Source organism: Kordiimonas sp., from assembly GCF_048264555.1.
In the GTDB taxonomy this organism is placed as follows: Bacteria; Pseudomonadota; Alphaproteobacteria; order Sphingomonadales; family Kordiimonadaceae; genus Kordiimonas.
In genome coordinates this window covers 210,408-233,102 of the sequence record NZ_JBLXCX010000002.1, presented here as the reverse complement: position 1 = coordinate 233,102, position 22,695 = coordinate 210,408, and the positions used below count along the sequence as shown (strand labels likewise).

20 protein-coding genes are annotated in these 22,695 nt (G+C 52.8%); 4 read left to right on the top strand and 16 right to left on the bottom strand.

Annotated features, from left to right (window positions below):
* Nucleotides 1–100 precede the first annotated feature (100 nt).
* Nucleotides 101–571, top strand: a complete 471-nt coding sequence (locus tag ACN0XZ_RS06195; protein ID WP_417456863.1) for an Lrp/AsnC family transcriptional regulator — start codon at nucleotides 101–103, stop codon at nucleotides 569–571.
* Here the strand turns inward: ACN0XZ_RS06195 and ACN0XZ_RS06190 are convergent.
* Both ACN0XZ_RS06190 and ACN0XZ_RS06185 read right to left on the bottom strand, forming a co-directional pair.
* Nucleotides 568–984, bottom strand: a complete 417-nt coding sequence (locus ACN0XZ_RS06190; protein WP_417456862.1) for a disulfide bond formation protein B — start codon at nucleotides 982–984, stop codon at nucleotides 568–570. The genes ACN0XZ_RS06195 and ACN0XZ_RS06190 overlap by 4 nt on opposite strands.
* A 114-nt stretch (nucleotides 985–1,098) precedes the next feature.
* On the bottom strand, nucleotides 1,099–2,097 hold the full coding sequence (locus tag ACN0XZ_RS06185; RefSeq protein WP_417456861.1) for a cysteine synthase A: 999 nt from the start codon (nucleotides 2,095–2,097) through the stop codon (nucleotides 1,099–1,101).
* Nucleotides 2,098–2,163: 66 nt separating this feature from the next.
* Here ACN0XZ_RS06185 and ACN0XZ_RS06180 point away from each other — a divergent pair, with 66 nt between their 5' ends.
* Nucleotides 2,164–2,313, top strand: coding sequence for a hypothetical protein (locus tag ACN0XZ_RS06180; protein ID WP_417456860.1), 150 nt, complete (start codon nucleotides 2,164–2,166; stop codon nucleotides 2,311–2,313).
* A 15-nt stretch (nucleotides 2,314–2,328) separates the two neighbouring features.
* On the opposite strand, the gene ACN0XZ_RS06175 is transcribed toward ACN0XZ_RS06180, so the two are convergent.
* On the bottom strand, nucleotides 2,329–3,927 hold the full coding sequence (locus ACN0XZ_RS06175) for a DUF885 domain-containing protein (protein WP_417456859.1): 1,599 nt from the start codon (nucleotides 3,925–3,927) through the stop codon (nucleotides 2,329–2,331).
* Nucleotides 3,928–4,232: 305 nt separating this feature from the next.
* Here ACN0XZ_RS06175 and ACN0XZ_RS06170 point away from each other — a divergent pair, with 305 nt between their 5' ends.
* Complete coding sequence (locus ACN0XZ_RS06170) at nucleotides 4,233–5,282, top strand: isoaspartyl peptidase/L-asparaginase family protein (protein ID WP_417456858.1); 1,050 nt, start codon at nucleotides 4,233–4,235, stop codon at nucleotides 5,280–5,282.
* A 66-nt stretch (nucleotides 5,283–5,348) separates the two neighbouring features.
* Here ACN0XZ_RS06170 and ACN0XZ_RS06165 read toward each other — a convergent pair whose 3' ends face one another.
* Nucleotides 5,349–7,532, bottom strand: a complete 2,184-nt coding sequence (locus ACN0XZ_RS06165) for a TonB-dependent receptor (RefSeq protein WP_417456857.1) — start codon at nucleotides 7,530–7,532, stop codon at nucleotides 5,349–5,351.
* A 568-nt stretch (nucleotides 7,533–8,100) separates the two neighbouring features.
* Here ACN0XZ_RS06165 and ACN0XZ_RS06160 point away from each other — a divergent pair.
* Nucleotides 8,101–8,334, top strand: a complete 234-nt coding sequence (locus ACN0XZ_RS06160; RefSeq protein WP_417456856.1) for a hypothetical protein — start codon at nucleotides 8,101–8,103, stop codon at nucleotides 8,332–8,334.
* A 105-nt stretch (nucleotides 8,335–8,439) separates the two neighbouring features.
* Here the strand turns inward: ACN0XZ_RS06160 and ACN0XZ_RS06155 are convergent, their stop codons facing one another.
* The 12 genes from ACN0XZ_RS06155 to ACN0XZ_RS06100 all read right to left on the bottom strand — a co-directional run bounded on the left by ACN0XZ_RS06155 (nucleotide 8,440) and on the right by ACN0XZ_RS06100 (nucleotide 22,685).
* Nucleotides 8,440–10,257 carry an ATP-binding protein gene (locus ACN0XZ_RS06155; RefSeq protein ID WP_417456855.1) on the bottom strand — a complete coding sequence of 606 codons (1,818 nt, stop codon included), beginning with the start codon at nucleotides 10,255–10,257 and terminating at the stop codon, nucleotides 8,440–8,442.
* A 90-nt stretch (nucleotides 10,258–10,347) separates the two neighbouring features.
* Nucleotides 10,348–11,106 carry an SDR family NAD(P)-dependent oxidoreductase gene (locus ACN0XZ_RS06150; protein ID WP_417456854.1) on the bottom strand — a complete coding sequence of 253 codons (759 nt, stop codon included), beginning with the start codon at nucleotides 11,104–11,106 and terminating at the stop codon, nucleotides 10,348–10,350.
* A 21-nt stretch (nucleotides 11,107–11,127) separates the two neighbouring features.
* Nucleotides 11,128–12,837: a long-chain-fatty-acid--CoA ligase gene (locus ACN0XZ_RS06145; RefSeq protein ID WP_417456853.1), complete on the bottom strand. Its 1,710-nt coding sequence runs from the start codon at nucleotides 12,835–12,837 to the stop codon at nucleotides 11,128–11,130.
* A 33-nt stretch (nucleotides 12,838–12,870) separates the two neighbouring features.
* Entirely contained in the window at nucleotides 12,871–13,938 is a 1,068-nt protein-coding gene (locus ACN0XZ_RS06140; protein ID WP_417456852.1) for a patatin-like phospholipase family protein, read from the bottom strand.
* A 141-nt stretch (nucleotides 13,939–14,079) separates the two neighbouring features.
* Entirely contained in the window at nucleotides 14,080–15,054 is a 975-nt protein-coding gene (locus tag ACN0XZ_RS06135; protein WP_417456851.1) for an NADPH:quinone oxidoreductase family protein, read from the bottom strand.
* A 76-nt stretch (nucleotides 15,055–15,130) separates the two neighbouring features.
* Nucleotides 15,131–16,312 (bottom strand): acetyl-CoA C-acyltransferase, encoded by a 1,182-nt coding sequence (locus ACN0XZ_RS06130; protein WP_417456850.1) that lies wholly within the window; start codon nucleotides 16,310–16,312, stop codon nucleotides 15,131–15,133.
* An 11-nt stretch (nucleotides 16,313–16,323) separates the two neighbouring features.
* Nucleotides 16,324–17,244 (bottom strand): SDR family NAD(P)-dependent oxidoreductase, encoded by a 921-nt coding sequence (locus tag ACN0XZ_RS06125; RefSeq protein WP_417456849.1) that lies wholly within the window; start codon nucleotides 17,242–17,244, stop codon nucleotides 16,324–16,326.
* Between the two features lie 21 nt (nucleotides 17,245–17,265).
* A complete protein-coding gene (locus ACN0XZ_RS06120) occupies nucleotides 17,266–17,730 on the bottom strand; it encodes a MaoC family dehydratase (protein WP_417456848.1) in 465 nt (154 codons plus the stop codon).
* Between the two features lie 29 nt (nucleotides 17,731–17,759).
* Complete coding sequence (locus ACN0XZ_RS06115; protein WP_417456847.1) at nucleotides 17,760–18,551, bottom strand: SDR family oxidoreductase; 792 nt, start codon at nucleotides 18,549–18,551, stop codon at nucleotides 17,760–17,762.
* A 6-nt stretch (nucleotides 18,552–18,557) separates the two neighbouring features.
* Nucleotides 18,558–19,793: an acyl-CoA dehydrogenase family protein gene (locus ACN0XZ_RS06110; protein WP_417456846.1), complete on the bottom strand. Its 1,236-nt coding sequence runs from the start codon at nucleotides 19,791–19,793 to the stop codon at nucleotides 18,558–18,560.
* 11 nt (nucleotides 19,794–19,804) lie between these two features.
* Nucleotides 19,805–21,532 carry a class I adenylate-forming enzyme family protein gene (locus ACN0XZ_RS06105; protein WP_417456845.1) on the bottom strand — a complete coding sequence of 576 codons (1,728 nt, stop codon included), beginning with the start codon at nucleotides 21,530–21,532 and terminating at the stop codon, nucleotides 19,805–19,807.
* A 16-nt stretch (nucleotides 21,533–21,548) separates the two neighbouring features.
* On the bottom strand, nucleotides 21,549–22,685 hold the full coding sequence (locus ACN0XZ_RS06100; RefSeq protein WP_417456844.1) for an acyl-CoA dehydrogenase family protein: 1,137 nt from the start codon (nucleotides 22,683–22,685) through the stop codon (nucleotides 21,549–21,551).
* Nucleotides 22,686–22,695 lie beyond the last annotated feature (10 nt).

Genomic DNA, 22,695 nt, shown 5'->3' with positions numbered 1-22,695 from the left:
ACTGGAATCAATACAGAATGTCCTTGCAAAGAGAGGCATTCCGTCGCACACTTTTGCAAGAAAACATGAATATTATTAGTACAGACGCAAGATTCTGCGAATGATTGAAATTGATAAGATTGATCGTGCGATCCTGGACGCACTACAAAAAGATGGCCGGTTATCCAATGTTGAACTGGCAAAGCACGTCGGTTTATCCGAAAGCGCTTGCTTACGTCGCGTCAAAAATCTCGATGAAAAAGGCGTCATTACCCATTATGCCGCCCACCTGAACGCCGCCTCTGTTGGGTTGCCAGGTTCGGTTTTTGTGCGCGTCTCCCTTGTCGACCAACAGGAAGAGAAGCTGCGGAAGTTCGAAGAATCCGTGCGTTCTGTACCGGAGGTGATGGAGTGTTACCTCATGAGCGGCGATGTGGACTATATGATCCGGGTCGTGGTGAAGGGTGCGCCCGACTATGAGCGCATCCACAACACCCTCACCCGCCTCCCCGGCGTTGCGCGTATCCATTCAAGTTTCGCGTTAAGGACGGTACTGAAACGCACCCGCCTGCCGCTACGCGCGCAAGGCTAATCGTGCTCCGCCTCACTCTTGGGCTCCCGCGCGAGGAGCAGGAGCCATGCCTGCCCTATAATGAAAAACAGTGCGCACCCAGAGAGAATGAACGGATCTATGTAGATCTGTTCATTAAAGGTGAAGGTCCCGCCTGAGATCTTTTTCCAGCCCATGAAGTTCTGCGAGGCTGCCACAAAGGCACCGAAGAACGCTAAAACACTAGTTAAATACTTGAGTATCCAATGCGTTGGATTGGGTATCAACATGATGATCCCAAGCAAACCAATGACCGTGCGTTGAGTACGACAATAGGGGCACTCATATACCACCCCTGTGAGGTCTACCGCCCAGGCAACCACACTAATAAGAAGGGATAATAAACCAATATATTTGATATTGTTAGCATAAAATCCTAGATCTAAAATCTTCACCGATATCCTCCACCCAATAAATTCAGAGACTGGAGAATAATAAAATAACCAAAGAAAGCAAGTCCGTCGTTAGCACGCGGAACAATCAAACAACCTTATCAACCGTCAGGACGTTTAGAGCCAATCTGGCACTGGCAGCCCCTTGCCTCTCAAAAATTCAGGATTAAAGAGCTTCGATTGGTAACGCAGCCCACTATCACACAAGAGTGTCACGATCGTATGCCCTGGCCCCATCTGTTTCGCCAAGCGAATAGCGCCCGCAACGTTGATACCTGTGGATGACCCAACACACAGCCCCTCTTTGCGCAACAGGTCGAAGGCGACAGGAAGAGCCTCTTCATCTGGTACCTGGAAAGCTTCATCAATGGGCGCGTCCTCGAGGTTGGCTGTAACCCTGCCCTGCCCAATTCCTTCAGTGATTGAGCTACCCTCAGCCCTTAACTCACCGTGCTTTACATAGTTGTAGATTGCGGCCCCCATCGGGTCGGCAAGTGCAACGACGACATCTTTATTATGTTCTTTCAATCCCATGCCTGTCCCGACCAACGAGCCGCCTGAGCCAACGGCCGTAATGAAGGCATCCACCTTTCCTCCGGTTTGTGACCAGATCTCTTGCGCCGTTGTCTTTATATGCGCCTCACGGTTCGCAACATTGTCAAACTGGTTTGCCCAAATAACCCCATGCTGTTCACTACTTGAAAGCTCTTCCGCCAATCGCTTCGCCACATGGTTAAAGTTGCCTGGGTTTGAATATGGTGCAGCGGGCACAAGTTTAAGACCCGCACCCATAATGCGAAGTGTATCAATTTTTTCCTGTGACTGAGTTTCCGGCATGACGATCAAGGTGCGGTACCCCTTCGCGTTCGCGACGACCGTCAGCCCGATACCGGTATTTCCTGCAGTACCCTCAACAATCAGGCCACCCGGTTCCAGCAGCCCTTTTTTTTCCGCATCTTCAACGATGTTAAGCGCTGGGCGGTCTTTGAGAGACCCGCCTGGGTTGGCATATTCCGCCTTCCCAAGAATGGTGCAGCCGGTGAGCTCTGACGCATACTTCAGTTTTATCAGCGGCGTGTTTCCGATGCCCGCCAAAGCCCCTACTCGTTCAACCATACAAATCTCCGCTCACTCCAAGGCACTCAGCCACAAAAAAGAATTATGTTCTTAACTGGAGAGGCGATGCAATATTTCAAGACCACATTCAAGACATTATTGCCTGCGGAGTGGAATATTTTTTCAAACCACAACACCAGCAACTTAAAAAGCGGCGCCCAAGGTTGGACGCCGCTTTTGTATGCTCTGGTCGATCCAGTTTCTCTTCAAGTCTGAGACCGCTCCCTACTCCTAGTTCCCTTGAAGCTCGGCTTTCCCTTCCTCGATCAAGGTGTTGATGTGAGCTTCGAGAATAAAGAGTGGTAGGCCGCCATTCTCCATGACAGCATCATGAAAGGCCTTCACATCAAAGGCATCACCCAACTCATCACTTGCGCGTTTCCGCAACTCCACGAGCTTGAGTTCCCCCATTTTATAGGCAAGCGCCTGACCCGGCCACGAGATATAGCGATCCACCTCAGTACGAATATTATGCGTGGAAAGGGCTGAGTTCTCTTCCAACAGCTTGATCGCCTGTTCCCTTGTCCAGCCTTTGGAATGAATTCCGGTATCAATCACCAAACGGCAAGCGCGCCACATCTCGTACGTGAGGCGGCCAAACTGCTCGTAGGGGGTCTCATAGATATCCATCTCAAGACCGAGCCGTTCACTATAGAGCCCCCATCCTTCACCAAAGGCATGAGGATAGATACCCAAACGAAACTCAGGCACACCCTCAAGTTCTTTCGATAGCGCGATTTGCAGATGGTGGCCAGGCATGGCTTCATGGAGCGTGAGCGCCGGAAGCGTATAAAGCGGGCGTTTATCCAATGCGTAGGTATTCACCCAGTAGTATCCGCCGCGCGGCGCATCCAGTGGCGCGCCGGAGTATCGCCCCGTCGTATAGTTGGGTGCCAAAACAGCAGGCACAGCTTCAACACCATAGGGCTGACGCGGCAACTTTCCAAAAAGCGAAGGCAAACGGCCGTCAATCTTCTTGGCAATATAGCTCGCGTGCATAAGCAGCTCTTTTTCAGTTTTGGCGTAAAACTGCTCGTCCGTGCGCAGGAAGTTCAAGAATGCAGCAAAATCTCCCTCAAACTCGACGTCCTTGATGATCTCTTCCATTTCCGCGCGGATACGCGCTACTTCCGACAGGCCAATCTCGTGCACCTCATTAGCTGTCAGCCCAGAAATCGTGGTGTAGTATTGTACCATCGCTTCATAATATTCAGCCCCGCCTGGCATTTCAGAGGCACCGAGACTTTCCCGCGCAGCTGGGTAATATTCGTTCCGCATAAAATCGCGAAGCGCGGCATAAGCAGGCATAACATCTTCCATGATGACAGCCTTCGCCTTCGCTCGCAGTGCTTCCTGCACCTCCCCAGAAACCATCTGGTTCATTGATACAAATGGCTGAAAGAATGGGCTGTCTTCTGCATTGTCTTCAACAATGGCATCGAAGCTAGGCAGCAGGCCGTCCAACACCACCTTCGGCATGGTGAACCCTTCCGCCATGCCAGTACGGAGGTTGGCAATATTCTCTTCCAGATAACGCGGCAGATCAGCAAGTCGCCGGATATGAGCTTCATAGTCTTCCGTTTTCCGGAAGTTTACCGACTGCCCCATACGGACGGGCCAAGTGTGAAAGCCACTATCTGAATAAAGCGGCATGCGCCACGTACGGAACTTGGCCTCTGTCAAGTCGCTTTCAACCATGAAGCGGAACATATCGTAATTCAGTTGGTCTTCTTCCGAGAGCTTATCCCTCTTGATCTTATTAAGCTCCTTGAGAAACGCTTCACTCGCCGCTTGACGACGCGCCTGATCTTCCGGTGAAACACCGGGCATCCTGTCAGCTATGGGGCGAGGCTTTCCGCGTGGCCCCGTGCCAGGGCTTTCGGCGTAATGATTATCGCGCTCTTTTTGAAATAGCCGATATAGGGCATCTGTCTCAGATTTGCTTGGCGCCGCAAACGCCCCTGCAGCGGCAATAGCTGCTAGGCAAAAACTTGCAATAATATGCTTAATGAACTTTGATCCCACGATCGTCCCTCCCCGTAAGTCCTGAATTATTATACGCCGATGGTGTTTCCGGCCTTGAAACTATTTCTTCCATGCGAAACAATCGCGCGCAAGTCAAAAGGGAGGGATATATGTGGCTCAAAACGATCACAAAAGCTGCTGCGCTCGCAGCGTTCGCAATCACGGGGAGCGCCAACATGGCCTTCGCAGATGAAAAACCAGAGTATGCGCTCGTAATCCATGGCGGTGCAGGCACCATAACACCAGACAAGTTAACGCCCGAGTTAGACAAGGAAATCCGCGGAACATTGCTCAAGGCGCTAAGCACCGGGCAGGATATCCTCGCGGCTGGTGGCACCTCGCTTGACGCCATAACGGCAACTATTCAGGTGATGGAAAATTCGCCGCACTTCAACGCAGGTAAAGGCGCGGTTTTCACCGCCGAGGGCAAAAACGAGCTCGACAGCTCGATTATGGACGGTGCCACCCTCAATGCAGGTGCGGTTTCTGGCGTTAGTAACGTCAAAAACCCCATTACACTTGCGCGCGCAGTTATGGAGAAGTCTGTGCATGTAATGCTGCAAGGGAATGGGGCTGAGCAGTTCGCGGATGAACAAGGCATAGAGCGCGCCGAGGATGCCTATTTTTATACAGAATACCGCTGGGGCCAACTGCAGGACGCAAAAGCGAAACAACAGGGCCCGCTTCTGGACCACGACGGCAAAGAGCATTCAAGTGTTCAGGACAAAACCGGGGGTGACTATAAGTTCGGGACTGTTGGCGCTGTCGCGTTGGACAAACATGGCAACCTTGCAGCTGGCACCTCAACAGGTGGTATGACGAACAAGTCACACGGCAGAGTTGGTGATAGCCCGATCATTGGGGCGGGAACATACGCGAATAACAAGAGCTGCGCCGTTTCCGCTACCGGACATGGTGAGTTTTTCATTCGCGCGACAGTGGCGCACAGCATTTGTGCGTTGATGGAATATGGCGGCCTTAGCCTTGAGGAGGCGTCCAACCGCATTGTTATGGAGCAGCTTGTCGAAATGGGAGGTGATGGTGGCATTATTGCGGTCGATAAAGACGGCAACATGGTCATGCCTTTCAACACGGCCGGCATGTTCCGCGGCAAGGTCAGCAGCAACATTGAAGCCGACGTTTCGATCTATAAAGACTAAAAGTATCCAGATAAAAGAGAGACTGAAGAGCGGGCATTTGCCCGCTCTTTCTGCTTATATCGCCGACTAGAAAGCCGCGCGGAAGGATACCTTCACATTCCGCCCCGGAAGCGGGACCAGGTCTTTCAGGAAACTCGTGTGTTGCCGCGCGTCCACATTACCCAAGTTGCTACCCCTGACTTCAAAAGACAGGTCTTTGTTATCAAACGGGCGCACGGTCAGATAAGCGTTCCACAACATGTAGCTATCCGTCGGCAACTCATTCGCCGTTACACGGGTCTGTTTGGCTGCATATTCAAGCTCTGTCCGAAGGTCAAACAGCTCTGCGCGTGCCTCGATACCAACCAAAGCCGACATGGGCGGAATACGGGGCAGATTATCGTTACCCGCGACATCCTTAAGTTCCGCCCGCACAAGGTCGGCCTGAGCATCAAAATGAAGGTCAATGTCACCAAATGTTTTGGTTGAGTATGTACCCGCATGCAGTTCCGCCTTGGCCTCAAAACCATAGAGCGCCACATCATTCGCGGTGAAAGCAAATACAGGTAGCTCATCGAGCTCATCACCCGTGGCCAACTCATAAATGAAGTCATCATATGAGGTATAGAAACCGTTGAGTACAAAGCTCAGCGGCCCAGTTGCATAGCTATATGTTGCCTCCAACCCCAGAGCTGTTTCCAAACCAAGGTTAGCATCACCGAGCTCATAAGCGCCCGTTGCCAGGTGGGGGCCATTCGAGAATAGTTCCTCGGTCGACGGAGCCCGTTCTGTGCGGAAGACAGAAATGCCTATGAACGCAGCGTCGGAAATATCGTACCCTGCACCAGCAGAAAGGCTGACACCATTGAACGACCTGCCAGATGGTCCAGCCGCAGCAGGATCAACAGCATATTTCGTATATTCATAGCGTGCCCCAGCCTCAAACTGCCACGCACCGGAGGAGAAATCTTTCACGCTATAAAGACCATATTGCGTACTAACCGTGCCCGGCACAAAGGCTTCATCACCAACAGCTGAAAAGTCACGGTGCTTGATTTGGATACCGGATGCGCCGTTCCAGCTTTCCCCGCCCTTCTCGATCATATCGAGGCGGCCTTCCCATCCTTCGTTCGAGAAGACCGTTCCAATCTCGTCACCTTCCAGCTCCGTGTGTTCATAGTCAGCATAGCCAAACCGGATCTTTGCCTTCTTGAACCAACCGAAATCGCCACTAACCTCGCCGTGCAGGTCATAGCGAATTTGATCGAGGTCGATCGTTACCGTTTCTTCTTCGTGCTCGTCATGGTCGTCCTCACCCTCTCCTTCTTCCTCATCGTGGTGGTGCTCATGCCCACCTGGCACACCATACTGGCTATCGGACTTGCGCACGTTAAAACCGAAAAAGCCGTTGTCGAACACGAAGCTCAGACCAGCAGAGCCCCCCGTGCTCTTGGTCGCTGAATTCTCCGCTACGCCAAAAACCTCCTCGTGTTCTTCATGATCGTGATCCTCTTCCTCATGATCGTCGTGGTCGTCTTCGGCCTCCTCCATAGCGCGGAGAGTTTCAGATTCTGCGAAACCGGGGATCTTGTAATCATCCGTTTTGCGGTACATGGCATCACCATGAAGCACTACGCTTGCGCCGCCAATAGTGCCTACATTTGCCGTTATCGCACCCGTCATCTCATCCCCGTCATCAACGGTGCTGTGCCCATAACGTATACCGCCATCCACATCGCCTTCTGGCAGGGTGCTTGGTATTCTGCCATCAAACACATTGACGACACCACCAGCCGCAGAGCTGCCATACATCAACATGGCGGTACCCCGGAGGATCTCAATACGCTCCGCCAGCGCTGGTTCAACAGCAACCGCGTGGTCAGGACTTGTAGACGATGCATCGATGGAGCCAATTCCAGCGTCAAGCACGCGGATACGGTCGCCACCTAGACCCCTAATGATCGGTCGGCTTGCGCCTGGTCCAAAGAAGGTGGACGACATGCCGGGCTGACGCCGCAGCGTCTCCCCGATCGAGCCATCAAGTTGTCGCAGGATTTCTTCCTTACGCATCACTGTGGCGCCCAGGATCGTTTCCCCGAGTTTTCGTCCTTCAAAAGCGCCAGAAACCACAATCTCTTCAAGCTGTTCATCAAGTGGTGGCGCGGCAGCAAGTGTTGCATTTGAGCATACGCCAGCGAGGGCAATAGCCGTGGTGGTAAGCAGTGTTCTTCTATTTATACGAAATACTGATTTAACGCGTTCATTATACATGGTTGTTTCCTGTAACCCTGATTTTACACCGCAGGTCATGAAATCAGTCACGGTCTGACGGCGTTGAATTTTTAGAATCTAGAAAGGGGTTACAGAACGTGGCGGCGCTCGAATTGCGCCAATCCCATCAATGAAAGTACGAATTGCATCCTTGGCGATCGGGCACCAAGAAGCTGGGGTATTCTCAGGCAACGCCAAATGCGCGGCATGAGCCTTAAGTGTTGGAGTTTGATCGGCAAATTTGCATAACGCACACACGCTATCGTATGGCGCATCCGCTTCATGTTTTGCGGCATGCACGCTGCTCGCGGCAGATATTGCCAGATACGCAATAACCGCAAACACCCGAATACAACGATGGAAGAATGAGGCTTGTCTCAATGCCCGTCTCTTATACCTGAGAAGAATACCAGATAGGCGCTCTAGGCCTACAGGAGTTCGGACGCAGATTGACTGCGTTAATCACTCAAGGAGTGATAGATCAGATATAAGGAGGAGGAGCTCTCGCGCTCCGCTTCGTCGCTATCGGCGAATATACGGGAGCCGCAACCTCTGCAATATAAGCGATATGCCAAACAGGTATAGCGATCTCGACAACCGGTTTGGCTGTATCTACATCGGGTGTGTGCTTGCAGGCGGTCGCTATAATACATGGGTGACCATCGTGCGTATGCTCGTTATCACCAAACGCAGCCGCGTGTGCCGTAGCGATCAATTGAGCGGCAACAAAAAGAACCGCCAGCCAGGGAGCAACTCTTGCAAGGCCCAGGCGAGCAATACTGTTCTCAATGATGCGAGGTGACTTCATCGTCAGCAACAAACCCAAAGTACGAACCTAAATACCAGCGAGGAACTTACGCTATAATATTGCGTGTTTCAAGCCAAAGAGAAATTGGGTAGGTTCGAGCTAGCCTAGCTCATCAAGGAGAGCGTCTAGCGGATCGCTTCCCTCCTGAGGAGCGGGGACGGTGTCAGCCTCCTTAACAGCCGGTCTTTCCTGTGTCTTCTGCTCGACCTTTTCTGCTTTTGGCGTTTCTTCGCGCATTTCCTTGACCGGTCTGCTCTTCCTGCTGGGTTTTGCCGGCGCCTCTGTCGCTGTTCCGTGAATTTCTTCGCCAAGCACTTGGTTTATAACCAACAATAGATGTCGACGATTGATTGGCTTGGTGACAACGTCTTCCATGCCAGCCTGCTTAAAGCGCTCAAGCTGTTCCGGGAAGGCATCTGCCGTACATCCCACGATCGGTACATTGGCTTTCTCCCCGTCCATTGCCCTGATCCATTTTGTGGCATCAATACCACCAAGAACGGGCATCTGAATGTCCATCAAGATCAAGTCAAAGTCCGTTTCCTCAACAAGGCCACACGCCTGGGCACCATTTTCAACAGCGGTAAGATCATGCCCCAGCTTGCCAAGCATATTGGCAAGAATACGCTGATTGATCAGATTATCGTCGGCCACCAAAATTTTAAGTTTGCGGTTCGCCTGAGCGTCAAGCACAGCGGCCCTAGGATCGAAAGCGGGATTATCCGATACATCGTCGGCGTTGCCCTCCTCGCATACGAAGGTAAACCAGAAGGTCGCTCCTTCCCCCTCGTCACTGTCAACGCCAATATCGCCCCCCAATAGCGTGCAAAGCTGTTTACAGATAGCAAGCCCCAGCCCCGTGCCGCCAAAACGGCGGGTCGTGGATGCATCAGCCTGTGTGAACTTCTGAAAGAGCTTTCGCTGCGCGTCTTTACTGATCCCGATCCCGGTATCAATAATGGATACCCGGACGCGGATGTCCTTGCCGGATTTGCTCTCCTGCTCCGCTTTGATAATGACCCCACCATCCTCGGTGAACTTGAGAGCATTGCCAACGAGGTTGAACAGAATCTGCCGAAGACGTGTAGGGTCAGAGAAAATAACCTCTGGCAGGCGCTTATCGCACTGCCATGTAACGCTTAGCCCCTTTTCGGTCGCCTTGGGTTCCAGGAAGTGCACCGTATCAGAAATGACCTTCTCAAGTTTGGTGGCTTGATTGTCCAGCTCTACCTTTCCAGCTTCGAGCTTGGAAATGTCCAGAATGTCGTTGATGACCGTTAGCAGCGTCTCAGCGGACTGCTGCAAAGTAACCGCAAAATGCCGCTGGTTTTCGTCCAGTTCCGTATCAAGAAGCAGGTCGATCATACCGATCACACCATTTAGCGGTGTGCGTATCTCATGGCTCATTGTCGCCAGAAATTCAGACTTCGCAACGTTAGCGGACTCGGCTGCATCTCGGGCTTTGGAAAGCTCATTTGCGAGTTTGGCAAATGCCTCACGCTGTTCCTTGAGAACCGCTTCGTTTCTACGTTTATCCTGCACTACCTGCTGGAGGTTATATTCGACCTCAGAAAATTCTGCCAGACGTTGGCGTGTACTCTCTGCGTCGGCCCGGACCTTAAGGAGAGCTTCCAGGAGGTCCTCACGTGTTTCCAGCGTCGCCTCTACTTCCTCGCTCAAAGTATCCAGTTGCTTGGTGCCCTCAGGCAGGTTGCCGACGAATGCTTCCACTGGCCGGACATAGCGGCGCTCGAACGTCATCTGCAGCACGACACCGATTATGCCGCCCAAAAAACCTGCCGACAAAACCGCGACAAGAGAGACCGGCATCTCCGGCAGCAGCATCTGCGGGATGCACGCACCGCCAGCCGCGACAAGCCCGATAATCCATGGTAATGCTTTTAAGATGTTCGACATAAACTCTCAGTAAACATGTTGGCCAGACCGAGTTTCTATCGAAGATTACTTGCATGTGCGCAGATGCGCAACCAACAGATGGTCTGCCCGCTAGAACTGAACCCGGTGCAGGAACCCACCATCCACCACAAGGTTTGCCCTGGTCACCCAGTTCGCCGCTGGGCTCGCGAGAAAAGCAACACAGTTTGCCACCTCTTCCACCGACCCAAGCCGCCCCATCGGGTGACGAGATGCTGTAGCATCATAGGCTTCTTTGTTGGTGCGTTGAACAGCCCCCCAGAAGCCGTCATCAACATGTATTGGGCCAGGTGAGACAGTATTTACCCTCACGCCATGCGGTGCCGCAGCAGCGCCAAGCTGGCTGGCATAGGAAACCAGTCCTGCCTTAATCGTGTTGTAAGCGGAAGGCCCGCCGAAGGCTTCAAGCCCCGCAATGCTGGCAATCACCACGATTGCTCCGGCATCAGACGCGGCTAAGTATGGCAGAGCGGTATCACACCCTCGCACTGTCGCCATCAGATCAACTTCAAAAGCAGATTTCCAGCCTTCTTCGCCTTGTTGTGCGCCGCCGCTTACATTCGGGACAAAAATATCTATGCCACCGAGAGCCTCCGCCGACGCCTGTATCCATCCAGCTAGCGCCGCAGCATCTGAAACATCGCACGAGGAACCAAGGACCTTAAGCCCTCTGCTCTGCAACTCTTTGCTGGTGGCTTCAACCTCCTCCGCATTCCTCGCGCAAAAGGCCACATCCGCGCCCTCATTCAAAAAGCATCGCACAATCGCGGCGCCTATGCCTCGGGTTCCACCAGTTACAAGTACACGTTTACCCTTAAGACCAAGGTCCATAGCTATTGTCCTTTAACTAAGTCAGGACGCAATTGCATCCGCATGGGCCATATCCCTTAGTTCGCGCCGCAACACCTTACCAACTGGCGATTTTGGAAGCTCGTCAATAAAACAAATAACCTTGGGCACTTTGTACCCCGTCAAATGCTCACGACAATGGGAAATTACATCAGCTTCTGAAAGGTTTTGATCCTTCCGAACGATATAAGCGACAACTTTTTCGCCGCTCTCATCGTCCGGTGCGCCAACAACCGCGGCCTCAGCCACGCGATCAAAACGGGTGAGAACGTCCTCGATATCTGTTGGGTACACATTGAAGCCGGACACGATCACCATGTCTTTCTTGCGGTCGACGATCGAAAGATAGCCTTCATTATCAACCACGGCAACATCACCTGTCATCAACCAGCCGTCTTCGGTAATCGTTAGAGATGTGGCCTCAGGGTTATTGAGGTAACCGCGCATGATCTGGGGGCCTCGAACCAGAAGTTCACCGGGTTCACCCTGCGGCATCTCGTTGCCATCTTCGTCAATAATGCGGATTTCAGTACCTGGTATGGGAATACCACATGTCCCGCGTTTGGGTGGACGATCAAACGGCATTGAGGATACCACACAGGTACCTTCTGTTAGCCCATACCCCTCATAGATATATGCACCAGTCAGTTCTTCCCATTTCTGGGCGGTTGCCGGCTGCAGAGGGGCGGCGCCGGAGAAACACAGCCGCAGGTTTTTGGGCGGGTTCTCAACAAACCATTTTTCCTGCAGAAGGCCAAGATAGAGGGTATTGACCCCAGGCATAATCGTAATGTTGAACTTCTCAAACACTGGTTTGAGATTAGACAGAGGCCTCGGAACCGGCACAAGCACGACATGCGTGCCAGTGTACATGCTGTTGAGCATGCCTACCGCCAGCGCATACACATGATAAAGTGGTAGGACGAGCATCAGATGATCACCATCTTCGCGCTCCAGCCCGTCATCACGTTTATTGGCCTGTGAAATATTGCTCACCACATTTCCGTGGGTAAGCTCGGCCCCCTTGCTGCGTCCTGTTGTGCCGCCGGTGTATTGATATATCGCGTTAGTTTCAACGCCAGCGCCCGCACGGTAAGCCGCAACATTCGCGCCGTGCGCAATACGCTTCTGGCCTGCTTTCAAAACAGATGCCAGTGTGCCTGCAGTTTCCGAGTTTTGTTTGGGTACAGCCTTCTTCACATACTTCAGGGCAAACCCCAAGAGCGCGCGAGGTAAGCCAGGAAAAAGATCGACAAGCGAGAGTGTATAAACACGCTCAACCTCAGTACCTTCGACCGATTGCTTAATACGGTCACCAAACACATCAATCACAAACCACACTTTGGCGCAGCTGTCCTTGAGCTGATGATTGGTTTCATCTGGTGTGTAAAGTGGGTTGACGTTGGTGACAATAAGACCGGCTTTCAGAATGCCAAACGCAAGCACAGGGTAGGCAAGAGTGTTCGGGCATTGAATAGCAACCACGTCCCCTGGTTTTAAGCCCAGGTCTTCACGCAAATAGGCAGCCACAGCGTCTGAATCACGGCCGATATCAGCAAACGTAAGCGTATGTGAATGGCCCGTTGGCAAAATGCAGCTAACCGAGGGTTTGGTTCCATGCTCAGCAACACAGATATCAACCAACTCCCCAAGATGCCCCGCGAGCATATCTTCCGAGGTAAAAGACACCCCATTCATAACTGCACCTTCCATTATATCTCCCACTCCCTACTCTATAGTAACCCATTATTCTGGCGCAGCTTCAAGCCTTTCCAGAAGTAAATCCGGTTTTTCCAGCAACAATGAAAACTCATCAGCCAACCGGTAGCTTTCATCCACCACTTTGCGCCAATATGGTTTACGTTCCGTATCTTCCATATCGGAAAAATTCTTCCTGTCTGGAATGCGCCCATACGGCAATGAAGCCACAAATTCATCGCTCGGCGCTAACACAAGCTGTTGGTCAAGCGCCCTGGCGCCTGCTTTCCGTTTTTTGTGCATCTTATCGAACCAGCCCGGCACCAAATGGTCATAAAAATGCGGGTAAAGAACGATACCCTCTTCATAAGACCAAGGCACATCGAAGTGGTAATCGATCACTCCCCCGTCCCGATACACACCTTTTGGAGCACCCTCGATATCAATTACCGGATCAACTACAAAAGGAATAGACCCCGACGCCATCAAGGCGTCATGCAAGGAGTTGGGGGAAAGTTTAGCATCTATACGGTCAAAATCCTGCCAAAGGCCCGAACACGCCACCTCATTCCCGCTATAAAATACGGCGCGCTTAAAGAATGCACCAAGGGTTGAGCGACTGATGGCATTCAGCGATGCGGCAGCCAATAAGCCCGCTCCCTCTACCATCCTAGAGCCGCTTGCAGTTGGGCCGACGCAGCGAACTGCTACAATATTCAGGTTCCTCTTAGGGTTCGAAATGATCTGCTCACAAACCTCTGGCCCCATCACTTGGTTCAATATCTTGTACGACGCGCGCGTTACCGCTTGGGGGCTTGCACCGTCTTCTTTCTGGTATCCAAAATAAGCGTCTTCGAAACGCTTGAACATCAGGCCTGGGTCTGGGTGGCTTGCAATCGTCATGCGCCATGCACCGATGGAAGAGCCAACCATGTCAATGTGGTTGTTTGACTGGGCCAACCAATTACCAAAGACGAATTGATCCAACCCTCTGAGCACAAGCCATTTGGGACCACCTGACGCGCCAACAACCATGCGCACCATCTCTGGTGTCAGGCCATTTTCTTCAATCCTCTTGCGCGCAGTTTTCCCGGCGACCAGTCTGAGGGCCTTCATAACTCCCCAATCTCCTTTGATGAGAGAAAATATGTGGCTCCCCAGCTTTTTCAAGACCAATCAGTCCAGAAATATAACTATCATATAAAAAGGCCACCGGAGCGTTATTGCATCCAGCGGCCTCTTCATCAACAAATTGCCTTACGGCTTGAGGATAACCTTGCCTTTCGCGCGTCGTTCGCTCAGGCATCCGAAAGCATCCACCACCTGCTCAAGCGCAAATACATCGTTCACCAGCGGGTCGATGGTGCCCTCATCAAACATCTTGAACATTTCCATCGTATTCTGCACTTGAAGTTTCGGGTTCGCCCGAGCCCAATTTCCCCAGAACACACCAACAATAGAACACTGTTTGAGAAGACACAGATTGAGAGGCGGGCGCGGTATGTCGCCTGCCGCAAACCCAATAACGAGATGACGACCGCCTGCGGCCATAGTCCTCAGCGCGGTCTCGGTATAGTCGCCCCCTACAGGGTCATATATAACGTCCACACCTTTACCGCCTGTGATTTCTTTCACACGCGCTTTCAGGTCTTCGCTTGAATAATTGATCAGGTGATCAGCGCCGGTTTTCTTGCAGACCTCTAGCTTTTCATCGCTGCTTGCTGCGGCAATTACAACCGCCCCCATAGCTTTCCCAAGCTCAACAGTGGCAAGCCCAACCCCCCCAGCAGCACCCAATACCAACAAAGTTTCGCCGGGCTGTATGGCTGCACGTTGCTTGAGCGCGTGATAGCTGGTGGCATATGTGATTGTAAAACCAGCAGCCACTTCAAATGGCATTTTGTCGGGCATTGGCACAAGGGTAAGAGCCGGAGCCGCAATCTTCTCGGCAAATGCTCCAGTTTGATTGAAGAAAATGACCCGGTCACCCACTTTGGCATTGGTGACACCCTCCCCTAGAGCCTCAACGATGCCAGCACCTTCACCTCCCGGTGTGAACGGCAGGTCCGGCTGGAACTGATACTTGCCAGCGACCATGAGGATGTCTGGAAAGTTTAGCCCTCCCGCCTTCACATCAATTAATACCTCGCCCTTACCCGGTGTTGGTACAGGAATGTCTTCAACAACAAGTTGCTCGTGTGAGCCTAGCGCATGGCACCGAACTGCTCTCATCACTCTTCTCCTTCAAACAGACCGGGCGAGCCTCCGACCCAATCGTCAAGCTCGCCCGTGTTTGTATATTGATACCCTATGCGACTTCGAAGAGGCCAGCAGCGCCCATACCGCCGCCAACACACATGGTGCAAACAACATATTTTGCACCGCGCCGTTTACCTTCGATGAGAGCATGCCCAACCATGCGCGCGCCTGACATACCATACGGATGACCAATGGAAATCGCGCCGCCGTTTACGTTGAGAAGGTCGTTCGGAATACCAAGTTTGTCACGGCAATAAAGCACCTGAACAGCAAAAGCTTCGTTCAGTTCCCATAGGCCAATATCATCCATTTTGAGGCCATTCTTTTCCAGAAGTTTAGGAATGGCATAAACCGGGCCAATACCCATCTCATCCGGCTCAAGGCCAGCTACAGCAATACCGCGATAGTAACCAAGAGGGTTGAGACCGCGCTTTTCAGCCTCCTTGGCTTCCATCACCACGGCTGCCGATGAACCATCAGAAAGCTGGCTCGCGTTCCCTGCCGTGATTGTGCCACCCTCAATAACCGTTCTCAGACCGGAAAGACCCTCGATGGTAGTCTCCGGGCGGTTACCCTCGTCTTTATCGAGCGTCACATCATGGAAGGTCATTTCTTTGGTTTCTTTATTCACCTGCACCATCTTGGTCGCAATCGGCACAATCTCGTCATCAAATTTACCAGCTTGCTGCGCCGCGGCTGTCCGCTGTTGGGACTGCAGGCTGTATTCGTCCATCGCCTCGCGGCTGATGCCATAACGATCCGCAACCACTTCAGCGGTTTGCAGCATTGGCATGTAGGTGTCCGGGTGCATCTCGACGAGGCTTTTGTCAATCACCTGCCAGCGGTTCATATGCTCATTTTGGACCACAGAAATGCTATCAAGGCCACCACCAACGGCAATGTCCATACCATCATACATTACCTGTTTCGCGGCAGTCGCAATAGCCATCATACCGCTTGAGCACTGACGATCGATTGTCATACCCGATACGGTGACCGGCAACCCGGCACGAAGCGCCGCAAGCCGGCCGATATTGGTGCCTGACGAGCCTTGGGTAAGCGCACATCCCATGATGACATCTTCCACTTCCCCGCCATCAAGGCCAGCACGTTTCACGGCATGTGAGATGGCGTGAGCACCAAGTGTTGGGGCGAGTGTAGCGTTAAGAGCGCCACGGTATGCTTTTCCTATTGGCGTACGCGCCGTTGAAACGATGACTGCTTCCCGCATGATACTGCTCCTTAACCCATTTTGATGCCGAGCGCTGCTGCGGCTTTTCCGATAAATTTCATTGATTGCTGACCGCCCTGCACAAGTTCCTGCTGCCCTTCAGCGTTATTGATGTCACCCATCTGCGCGCGCACATTCTCAGGTGTCTGATCCTCTGGCTTCAGATAAATGCCATCGGTTTCATAAACCACGGCACGCGCGTAACCGCCGGCACCAGCAGAAAGCACGGTGCGGTTGGGTGCATCTTCATCACACAGCGTAATCAAACCAGCAGTCACAGATTCAGGTGTCGATAGTTTAAGCGCAGCCTCAGGCAGCAGCCCTTCCGTCATGCGCGTTGCGGCCATCGGCGCAAGGCAGTTTGTACGAATGTTATATTTCGCGCCCTCAAGACACAGGGTATTCATGAAACCCACAAGCGCCATTTTGGCTGCACCATAGTTGGATTGACCAAAGTTGCCATAAAGTCCGGAGGACGATGTTGTCATCACCAGCCGCCCATAGGCTTGCTCACGCATGATTTCCCAGACGGCTTTCGTGCAGGTCACAGAGCCCATGACATGGACCTGAAGCACGAAGTTGAAATCCTCAAGCGTCATCTTGGCGAAGGTCTTGTCGCGCAGAACACCGGCGTTATTCACCAGCACGTCAACCCTGCCCCATTTCGCCATGGTTTTTTCAACCATATCAGCGACTTGATCGGCATCACAAACGTTAGCGCCGTGCGCAATAGCCTGGCCGCCCGCGTCAGTAATTTCCTTCACGACAGCTTCCGCAGCAGCAGACGAACCACCAACACCATGCACGTCGCCACCAAGGTCGTTCACAACTACTTTGGCACCCCGACGGGCAAGCTCCAGTGCATGGGTACGGCCGAGGCCACCACCCGCGCCCGTTACAATTGCTACACGATCATCAAACCGAATGCTCATCTCACTCTCCACACTATTCGATTAACCAGCCAACACCTGCATGGTCAGCCATTCAGCGATAAGCGCCGGGCGCTCCTCACTTTTAATTTCCATTGTCAATTCGGTTTTAAGGAGGAACCGGTTCCCTGGCTTTTCGCTGACGCTCAACAGTTTGGAGCGAGCGCGTATCTCGCTATCAACCTTAACGGGGCTCATGAAACGAACCTTGTCTGAGCCATAGTTGATGCCCATCACCGCACCTTCCAGGCCGATCGCAGCGTCCGCCATAAGGTATGGCGCCATCGATAGCGTAAGAAAGCCGTGTGCTATTGTTGTCCCGAAGGGCGTTTTTGCCGCTTTCTCCGGGTCTACGTGAATGAATTGATGGTCAAGGGTAACATCAGCAAAAGCGTTGATACGCTCCTGATCAATTTTGAACCAGTCGGAAACGCCCGTCTCTTTACCGATGTAATCCTGAATTTTGTCTTTATTTACAATGATCGCCATTGTCTGATCCCGTATGAAAAGTTTCAAACTTAAGGTAGCGCGGAAATGCCGCCGTCAAGGGGAATGACGCCACCTGTGATATAACTGCCCGCTCTGGAGCACAACATGATGAGCACGCCCGCGACATCCTCCGGCTCACCACAGCGGTGCAGCGGCACCCGCTCTTCGGCCGCGCGCCTGCGTTCTTCATTATCCGTCACAAAAGCCATCATGCGGCTCGGGAAAGGCCCAGGCGCGATTGCATTTACGGTGATATGAAAACGCGCGAGCTCATTTGACAGGATTTTGGTCAGATGGTGCACAGCAGCTTTAGAGGCGCCATATGAATAGGCACTGTTTGAAACCGGCCTTGTGCCCACCACCGAGCCCAGGTTGATAACCCGTGCCGGATCATCCTTAGTGCCCGCTTTTTTAAGAAGTGGCAGAACAAGACGCGTGAGGTCCGCCACAGCCGTGACATTCAGGCGAAATACATCATCCCACTTCTGCCGTGGGAAGTCCTCAAACGGAGCCCCCCATGTCATCCCTGAGTTATTGATAAGCAAATCAAGCTTGCCTTCGCGCTTGGCAATATCATCTGCCAGCCCTTCTGTGCCCTCAGCTGTAGACAGATCTGCCTGAAGCGCTATCACTTCCCCGGGGCCGATGGCGTTGAGCTCTTTTGCCACATCTTCGCAGCTCTCAAGTCGCCGGGATGCAATATAGACCCTGCATCCAGCGCGAACGAGTGCTTCCGTAGCCATCGCGCCGATGCCGGACCCGCCGCCCGTCACCAACGCAACCTTGCCTTTGATCTCAAATAGCGTACCGAGTTCCATCATATGGCCTTACGCGCTGTTAGAACGATATTTTTTAAGCTCCGTACGCGCAATAACCATCCGGTGCACCGCATCTGGCCCGTCCGCAAACCTGAGAGTACGCTGACCATGCCACATGTTGGCGAGTGGGAAATCCTGGCTGATGCCCTGCCCGCCATGCATCTGCATGGCTTCGTCAATAACCTTCAGCGCCATTCTTGGGGCAACCACCTTGATCTGGCTGATATAAGGCTGTGCGGCTTGCGTACCCACAGTATCCATCATGTGTGCGGCCTTGAGGCACAAGAGGCGAGCCATCTCAATCTCGATACGGCATTCAGCGATGATGTCATAGTTGGCACCGAGTTTGACGAGTTGCTTGCCAAACGCTTCTTTCGAGAGTGAGCGTTTTATCAGAAGCTCAAGTGCCCGCTCTGCCGCCCCAATTGAGCGCATACAGTGGTGAATGCGGCCTGGTCCCAAGCGCCCCTGTGACACTTCAAAACCGCGCCCTTCCCCAAGCACAAGGTTTTCCTTTGGAACCCTCACGTTGGTGAAGCGAATATGCATATGACCATGTGGCGCGTCATCATGGCCAAACACCATCATCGGCCGCAAAATCTCGATACCCGGTGTCTTAGCATCCACGAAGATCATACTGTGCTGGTTTTTCCGCGGCGCGTCTGGGTCTGTGCGCACCATGGTAACATATACTGCGCAGCGAGGATCGCCCGCGCCAGATGCCCAGTATTTTTCACCGTTCAGCACATAGTCGTCGCCGTCCAGCACAGCGCTCATGGCAATATTGGTTGCGTCAGACGACGCCACCTCAGGCTCTGTCATCAGGTAAGCCGACCGGATTTTCCCTTCAAGAAGCGGTTTGAGCCATTTTTCCTTATGCTCAGGCGTACCATAACGCTCAATAACTTCCATATTGCCTGTATCAGGGGCTGAACAGTTGAAGCTCTCAGCCGCCAGCTGGGACCGGCCCATTTCTTCCGCGAGGTAAGCATATTCAACCGTCGTCAGACCATACCCAGCATCAGATCCCGTCAGCCAAAAGTTCCACAGGCCATCTTTACGTGCCTGCGCCTTCAGGCTTTCAAGAATTTCCGTCATTCGCGGTGTAAATTCGAACCTGTTGCCCGTGCCTCCCACCTCGTGATGATATTCGTCCTCTACCGGTACAACATACGTATCGATAAATGTGCGCACCCGCTCCCGAAGCTCAGCGCCACGTTTTGTCAGTCCTAAATCCATCGACATGATGTTCCCCTTTACTTCGCAGAAGACCGCCAAAGGTCTCGATAAGTTGTTTTGATGCCGTTTCTGTCGATCTTGCCTGATGCAATAACCGGTAGCGGCTCATGTGTGATCCAGATTTTTTCTGGCACCTTAAAGCCCGCGAGATGTTTGGCCACCTCAGCTTTAAGCGCTTGTTCTGTAATATTTTCATCAGCGTATACAATAGCACCGACAAGTTCGCCCATACGTTCATCAGGCAAGCTCAGCACCATCACATCATGAACGCCGGGTATACCGTGAAGGACACCCTCAACTTCCAGTGTGCTGATATTCTCGCCGCCGCGAATGATGATTTCTTTCAACCGGTCAACGATATAGAGATAACCTTCATCATCCAGATAGCCCACATCACCGGAATAGAACCAACCATCACGGAACGCGCGCGCTGTCGCTTCCGGGTTGTTCCAGTATTTGCGAATGTTGGTAACACTCTTGATGCAGACTTCGCCTGGGGCCCCGGCGGGTTGTTCTTTACCCGTATTGGGGCAGATGATTTTCACCTGAATGAGTGGTGGGGTGGGTTTCCCTGTGCTTGTTGGCCGCTCCACATATTCATCCGCGGACAAAACCGCACCAAGGGAGTTTGTCTCCGTCAGCCCATATCCAATACCCGGGTTCGATTCCGGGAATACCTGCTTGATCAGTTTCACATGCTCTGGCGGACGCGCGGCCCCTCCACCACCAAGATCAACAAGAGTAGACAGGTCATATTTATGCCGGAGCGGAGACGAAGCCATCTCAAAAGACATTGTCGGCACACCTGTCATGCCCGTCACGCCCTCGGCTTCAATCAGCCGGAAAGCATCCTCCACGTCCCATTTATGCATCAGCACGAGTTTCCGCCCCAAGGTGGCTGAGACAAGCAATACGGGCAAAAGCCCTGTCACATGAAAGAACGGTACGGTCGCGAGCATCACAGGCTGGAAATCAGGGTCCATATTGAGCCGCCCCAGCATCTTGAGCGAGAGCGCAATACACACCCAGTTCATCAACACAGAAACAACGGCCCTGTGGGTCGAAAGCGCACCTTTCGGGAAGCCTGTAGAGCCTGAAGTGTAAAGCATCATTGCATCATCTTCAGGGCCCAGCTCCACACTTGGCCAAACCATCGGCGGTTTGCCTTCAAGAGCAGCACTGAATGAAGAAAGCCCCTCACCAGCCTCGAAAGAATCTCGCGCAATAATGACTTTCACAGCGCCGCTTTTCACAAGCGGTTGAAGGCGTTCAGCGCGCGGCGCATCAGTAACCGCGAGGGTGGCGCCGCAGTTATCCATTGCCCACGCGAGCTCTTCTTCTGTCCACCAGGCGTTCATGAGGACCGCGATACCGCCCGCAGCAACAATCCCCATATAGGCTATCGGCCATTCAGGATAATTCCGCATGGCTAGCGCTACACGGTCCCCCTTCTTGACGCCATAGTCGTCGGCAAGGGCCTGCGCGAATTGTGACGCCATGGTGATGGTCTCGGTGTATGTATACCTGTCTTCTCCATAGACGAGGAATTCTCTGTCCGCATGGCCCAGGAACATCATGAAGGCGTCCCGCAAACTGGGTGGCTGGTTCACAAATGCGATATGCTTGGCGCCACCAATGTCCATCTCTTGCGTTGCAAATGGCATTTCGGGCCGTGTGAGCATGCCGATTACATGGTCGAGCGGAAGATCCGGGTCCACAGTGGGAAGCTGAAGCGAGTCAAACATGCTGGCCATCTTTCCCTCAATATCCGGAGAGGCGGGCGAAACGATCCGCGTGATAGTTAAAGTCACCATAGAGGTGCTGGAGGACCCGAGCACGTTTGATATAGAAACCCATATCAAACTCGTCCGTCATACCGATGCCGCCATGCATTTGAATGGCTTCGTTGGTTGCAAGTTCCGCCGTTTTGCTTGCTTTCGCCTTCGCGAGGCTTGCGAACCATGCAACATCGCCACCAGTATCTGCCATCTGAAGTGCCTTCAGCACCGCAGAACGCGTGACTTCAATCTCGCCGTATAGCTCAGCGGCCCGATGTTGCAACGCCTGGAACGAGCCAATAGGCACACCAAACTGCTTGCGTTCCTTCAGATACTCAACCGTCTCCGTAAAGCAATGTTGCGAAATGCCCAGTAACTCAGCCGCAACTACAATACGTGCACGATCAAGCGCAGGCTCCAGCCCTTCGAGAGCCTTGCCCTCGCCACCGACCAAGGCGTCTGCGGTCAAGGAAACACCTTCAAAGGTCACCTTTGCCCAGTTTCGGCTGTCCACAGACACGATAGCATCGACAATTAAACCGTTTGTGCCACGATCAACGAGGAACAAGCTCAAGCCATCACGCTCGCCGGCCTCACCAGCGGTGCGCGCAAGCACAAGAAATTTATCCGCGCCGCTTCCTTCGGGAACGAAGGTCTTGAGGCCATTGAGCTTGAATCCTTCACCGGTCTTTTCAGCTTTGAGAGCCGTATCTTCAGGGTTGTGGCGGCTCCCTTCATCAATCGCCAGCGTGACGATCATCTCGCCTGACGCAATCGCAGGCAACAGCTCTTCTTTCTGAGCTTCAGATCCAGCGGACGCAATGATTGATGCCGCTAAAACGCCACTCGCCATGAAAGGAGAGGCTGACAATGTGTGACCCATGGCTTCAGCCACGATACCCGCACCAACATAGCCAAACGCTGTGCCACCGTGATCTTCGTCAACCAGAAGCCCTGCGAAACCCATTTCGCTCATCTCAGCCCAGAAATCTTTTGAATATCCCAGTTCGCTCCCGTCATCACGCAGCCGGCGCAATTGGCTCACGGGCGCCTTTTCCTTGAAGAAGCCTTCCGCTGATTCCTTGAGGAGCTGTTGTTCTTCATTAAGTACAAGTGCCATGATCCATCTC

Bases quoted from the DNA above. Each gene is read 5' to 3' on its own strand.
- ACN0XZ_RS06100 (WP_417456844.1), bottom strand. From the start codon at position 22,685: ATGGCACTTGTACTTAATGAAGAACAACAGCTCCTCAAGGAATCAGCG.
- ACN0XZ_RS06145 (WP_417456853.1), bottom strand. From the start codon at position 12,837: ATGGAAGGTGCAGTTATGAATGGGGTGTCTTTTACCTCGGAAGATATG.
- ACN0XZ_RS06175 (WP_417456859.1), bottom strand. From the start codon at position 3,927: ATGCCCGGTGTTTCACCGGAAGATCAGGCGCGTCGTCAAGCGGCGAGT.
- ACN0XZ_RS06185 (WP_417456861.1), bottom strand. From the start codon at position 2,097: ATGGTTGAACGAGTAGGGGCTTTGGCGGGCATCGGAAACACGCCGCTG.
- ACN0XZ_RS06105 (WP_417456845.1), bottom strand. From the start codon at position 21,532: ATGTTTGACTCGCTTCAGCTTCCCACTGTGGACCCGGATCTTCCGCTC.
- ACN0XZ_RS06140 (WP_417456852.1), bottom strand. From the start codon at position 13,938: ATGAAGGCCCTCAGACTGGTCGCCGGGAAAACTGCGCGCAAGAGGATT.
- ACN0XZ_RS06120 (WP_417456848.1), bottom strand. From the start codon at position 17,730: ATGGCGATCATTGTAAATAAAGACAAAATTCAGGATTACATCGGTAAA.
- ACN0XZ_RS06130 (WP_417456850.1), bottom strand. From the start codon at position 16,312: ATGCGGGAAGCAGTCATCGTTTCAACGGCGCGTACGCCAATAGGAAAA.
- ACN0XZ_RS06180 (WP_417456860.1), top strand. From the start codon at position 2,164: ATGCAATATTTCAAGACCACATTCAAGACATTATTGCCTGCGGAGTGG.
- ACN0XZ_RS06110 (WP_417456846.1), bottom strand. From the start codon at position 19,793: ATGTCGATGGATTTAGGACTGACAAAACGTGGCGCTGAGCTTCGGGAG.
- ACN0XZ_RS06160 (WP_417456856.1), top strand. From the start codon at position 8,101: ATGCCAAACAGGTATAGCGATCTCGACAACCGGTTTGGCTGTATCTAC.
- ACN0XZ_RS06170 (WP_417456858.1), top strand. From the start codon at position 4,233: ATGTGGCTCAAAACGATCACAAAAGCTGCTGCGCTCGCAGCGTTCGCA.
- ACN0XZ_RS06125 (WP_417456849.1), bottom strand. From the start codon at position 17,244: ATGAGCATTCGGTTTGATGATCGTGTAGCAATTGTAACGGGCGCGGGT.
- ACN0XZ_RS06135 (WP_417456851.1), bottom strand. From the start codon at position 15,054: ATGAGAGCAGTTCGGTGCCATGCGCTAGGCTCACACGAGCAACTTGTT.
- ACN0XZ_RS06155 (WP_417456855.1), bottom strand. From the start codon at position 10,257: ATGTCGAACATCTTAAAAGCATTACCATGGATTATCGGGCTTGTCGCG.
- ACN0XZ_RS06195 (WP_417456863.1), top strand. From the start codon at position 101: ATGATTGAAATTGATAAGATTGATCGTGCGATCCTGGACGCACTACAA.
- ACN0XZ_RS06115 (WP_417456847.1), bottom strand. From the start codon at position 18,551: ATGATGGAACTCGGTACGCTATTTGAGATCAAAGGCAAGGTTGCGTTG.
- ACN0XZ_RS06150 (WP_417456854.1), bottom strand. From the start codon at position 11,106: ATGGACCTTGGTCTTAAGGGTAAACGTGTACTTGTAACTGGTGGAACC.
- ACN0XZ_RS06165 (WP_417456857.1), bottom strand. From the start codon at position 7,532: ATGTATAATGAACGCGTTAAATCAGTATTTCGTATAAATAGAAGAACA.